Annotated in this window: 2 protein-coding genes and 1 pseudogene; 2 read left to right on the top strand and 1 reads right to left on the bottom strand. The window is 41.4% G+C overall.

Annotated elements, in window-relative coordinates:
- On the bottom strand, nt 1–580 hold a 580-nt coding region (locus F6K49_RS37875), incomplete at its 3' end, for a DUF3598 family protein (RefSeq protein ID WP_293105365.1).
- Between the two features lie 797 nt (nt 581–1,377).
- Between F6K49_RS37875 and F6K49_RS37870 the strand changes: the two are divergent.
- Together F6K49_RS37870 and F6K49_RS37865 are read left to right on the top strand one after the other, a co-directional pair.
- A pseudogene (locus tag F6K49_RS37870) lies at nt 1,378–2,520 on the top strand (transposase); the annotation flags it as partial.
- 93 nt (nt 2,521–2,613) lie between these two features.
- On the top strand, nt 2,614–2,916 hold the full coding sequence (locus F6K49_RS37865; RefSeq protein ID WP_293105363.1) for a PEP-CTERM sorting domain-containing protein: 303 nt from the start codon (nt 2,614–2,616) through the stop codon (nt 2,914–2,916).
- Nucleotides 2,917–3,391 lie beyond the last annotated feature (475 nt).

Raw genomic sequence — 3,391 nt, 5'->3', positions numbered from 1 at the left:
TTGGTGTTGGCTGAGATAGTTGGGTGACTGGGGTAAGGGTAATTGCTAATCCTTCTTCCCCATTAAGGATATCTCGATGGGGGATTAACTGTGGGTTAAGTGTCCAATGATCACAGGGCTTTTGCAAATCCTCCTCTCGGACACTGACTGTTTTAGTTAATTCCCCATCTAAGTTATACATTACTAGCAGAGTATGGCGTAATTCTTGATATCTAAACCAGAACTCTACTGCAAATAACTCCCCTGGTTCAAATCGATTGACCGTCCAAATAGCCGAGCCTTGATCAAACATATACATAAAGGATGCTTGAGCGGTTTGATCAGCTAAACCATTGATTAAACTATTGGGAGTATTGTGGTAAACCTTCTCCTCTTCAGTGCCATTGTCATACATATATACGTTAGTTTGGGTAATGTGAGTTTGTTCAGCATCAATAATAGAGCATCGACTACCGACAAAGGATTTCATCACTTCACCTTCAGGGGAATAAATTGTCCAAGACCCATACCAATTCTGTAAATGATGGGTGAGAAAGTTAGTCCAGTTATGCTGCTTTAACTGTTCAAATGTCTGATTCATGGGGATTGTGTGAAGTTTTATTACAAAAATAAATAAGTTTCATAAATTGGGGAATGGTTAAGTGAAGTTAACCTAATTTTGGTCTAGAACTAACAATAAATTATCTCAGATATCCTGTTTTTATAATGTTTTTTTAAAATCTGTCCTATAATGGTTGGTAATTTTAAGGGTTACTAACTAACTCTGGAGAGATTAGCGTAGGGTAAACGGTAATTATAAAAGAGTTATGGATAATTGTGAAAACGTAAGCTATCAGCTATCAGCTAATGCGCTACTGATGGTGCTACTTGATGTGCTTATGGGCATAGAGCAAGCTACACCGAACACCTTTTGAATAAGCGATGCAGCGGGGTCATGGGGTTTCCCCCATGACCCCGCTGCATCGCTTTTATTAAAATTTCATTTTTAAATTACTCAAAACCTTGCTTAGTAAGGGATATAGCGATTATTGGATACTAATTTATCATAACCACACTAGGAGAGCCAACTTTTTTACAAATGCTCTGCATAAGTGACAGCTCCAGGTAGATAGTCCTTTTTAGCAAACTTTATTTCTCTGAAGGAGAAACTTTTTATGACCAAGAATAATGGGTCTCAAGCCCCGCCCTTCTAGGGCGGCTTTAATCCTATCACATGTCTGAGATAGGGTGTAGACGTTAGTTCAAGAATGTGGTAGGATTAAAGTAAGCAGGAAAAGCAAAGTGTTTAATCTAACCTATGAGTTTAAACTTAAGCCTACTGCCAAACAAAGATATTTGTTTTAAGATTGGCTAGAGCAATGTCGCAGAGTCTATAACTATGGATTAGCGGAACGCAAAGATTGGTACAAATCTCGTAGTTGTAAGATTAACGCTTGCTCTCTTCGTAGTGAATACATTATTCCAGCAGAGCAAGCGCGTCCTACTTATGCCAGCCAATGTCGTGGGTTAACGACTGCCAGGAAAAATATTGAGGAATTAAGAGCTCTTCACGTTCATGTTTTACAACAAACGCTCAAAAGATTAGAAAAAGCCTTTGTCAGTATGTGGGAACAAGGCCATGGTTTTCCTCGTTTTAAGAAACAGGGACAGATGCGATCTTTTGTCTTTCCACAACTAGGAGTGAATCCGTTTAAACCTGGCAGAGTAAAACTCCCCAAGATTGGCTGGGTGAAATTGAGGCAATCGCGACAGATACCTGGTGATGCTGTAATTAAGCAAGCTAGAGTGGTCAAAAGATCCTCTGGCTGGTATGTAATGCTTACTCTAGCATGGGACGTAAATGTTATCCAAGTCATGCCTCACGGGGAAGCTTTAGGAATTGATGTAGGAATTTCACATTTTGTTGCTGTTAGCAACGGAAAGCTTTTCCCTAATCCGCGTCCTTTTAAAAATCTCGAACGCAAGCTTAAATTGCTGCAAAAGAAGGTAAGTAGGAAGGGCAAGGGGAGTAATAACCGTCGCAAAGCACAAATGCAAGTCACCAAATTGCACGAACGAATAGCTAACGTCAGAAAAAATCACCACTGGGAATTAGCTCATCAACTTTGTGATTGGGCTGGAATGATCTTCGTTGTTGGCGAAGCCTGTCCGAAGGACATAGATTTAAACCTTAAAGGATTAGCTAGTGGAATGCTGGCTAAGCACTGCTTGGATGCTGGATGGGGGCAGTTTTTCCAGATATTAGAGCAATGCTGTTTTAAACGTGGCGTCTATTTCCAAAAGGTAGACTCTAAAAAGACTAGCCAGATCTGCCCCAACTGTTTAACTGAAACTGGCAAAAAGACGTTAGCTGAGCGTGTGCATTATTGTGAAAATTGCGGCTATACAACCGATAGAGACGTAGCAGCCGCTCAAGTAGTCCGCTTACGTGGGCTTGCAGCCGTGGGGCACACGGTCAAGATGCTTTCTGAGGGCAAGTTCGTTGGAATCCCTGTGAAGGAAGAATCCCTGTCCTTCTAGGACGGGGAGTGTCAAATTGTCAGTCCCTATTCATCAATGATTGGGCGTTCCTTAATAATGGAATGATTTTAAGAGTTTTGTGGAACGGGCATCTTGCCTGTTCCTGAGCTTTGCGGGCGGGCAGGATGCCCACCCCACTCCTATTCATTCCTTGATTCAGCAATGCCAATGATTGTGCTGGTGAATGATGAGCAACGAAGGATGCTCAAAGAAGCAGAAGCGTCGAGCGATCGCTTTGACCGAGAGGTGGAAACTGGGGAAGAACAGTTGAATCAGCCGTCTAATCCCTTTAGTGTTTCCGGTGTTCCTGAACCAGAGGTATGGATGTTGATTTTGATAAGTGCGATCGCACTTTTGATTATTAGTAGACGGCAAAAAATTAGTGTTGACGGTTAATCCTCAATAGTTGTCAACTATATCATTAATTAGCAAGTGGCGTAGGGTGCGTGATAAGGCGGGATCGGCCTGATTTTATCGGTTCCCAGTGTTGAAAAACCGAGCCCCGTAACGCACCACCGCCTCTTTGCCCTTTTTACTGTTTCAGACAACACGAACAAAAATCTCTCCAGCAACTCGCTCAGCTGATTCCAACGCTGATTCCCTACCAGGAGATGGGAGCCGAGTCATTAGTTTGTAGTGATTATTACATTATTTGATAATTTTAGTATTTCATTTTCTTGTTTACTATTACAATCCTCTTAAATAGTTTAATTTTTATGTACTTGCCATGGTAGCAAGAAGACTATTTAGCAAAATTGTTGAGGAATTCTAATCAATTGAACTGAGACACTTCAATGAGTAATAGTCAGTCCACAGGATTGCCTGTTTGGGTACAAGAAAGAGATACAGTTATCGCCAATGATGCTGGGGT

This window comes from Moorena sp. SIO3I6, assembly GCF_010672095.1.
The sequence above is the reverse complement of the archived record's forward strand: the minus strand, read 5'-3'. Positions and strand labels throughout refer to the sequence as shown.